Genomic DNA, 434 nt, shown 5'->3' on the forward strand with positions numbered 1-434 from the left:
GTTTCCCTTGCAACAAAGCATATGCAGTTGTTGAAAAGTTCGGCTTTATTTGGGTATGGCCAGGTGAAAAGGCTTTAGCAGATGAAGCAAAACTGCCAACTTTAGAATGGGCAGATCATCCTGAATGGAGCTATGGCGGAGGCTTGTTTCACATTCAGTGCGACTATCGCCTAATGATCGACAACCTAATGGATTTAACCCATGAGACCTATGTTCACTCAAGCAGTATTGGGCAAAAAGAAATTGATGAAGCCCTGCCAGTGACTAAAGTTGAGGGTGACCATGTCATTACCGAACGCTATATGGAAAATGTGATCGCACCTCCATTTTGGCAAATGGCCCTTCGCGGCAATCATTTAGCAGATGATGTACCTGTCGACCGTTGGCAACGTTGCCACTTCTTTGCGCCAAGTAATGTCCACATTGAAGTAGGT

General features: G+C 45.2%; 1 pseudogene. It reads left to right on the top strand.

What is annotated here, in order from left to right:
• Positions 1-434: pseudogene (locus MPC4_RS03660) on the top strand (aromatic ring-hydroxylating dioxygenase subunit alpha); the annotation flags it as partial.

Source organism: Methylocella tundrae (assembly GCF_901905185.1).
GTDB classification, from domain to species: domain Bacteria; phylum Pseudomonadota; class Alphaproteobacteria; order Rhizobiales; family Beijerinckiaceae; genus Methylocapsa; species Methylocapsa tundrae.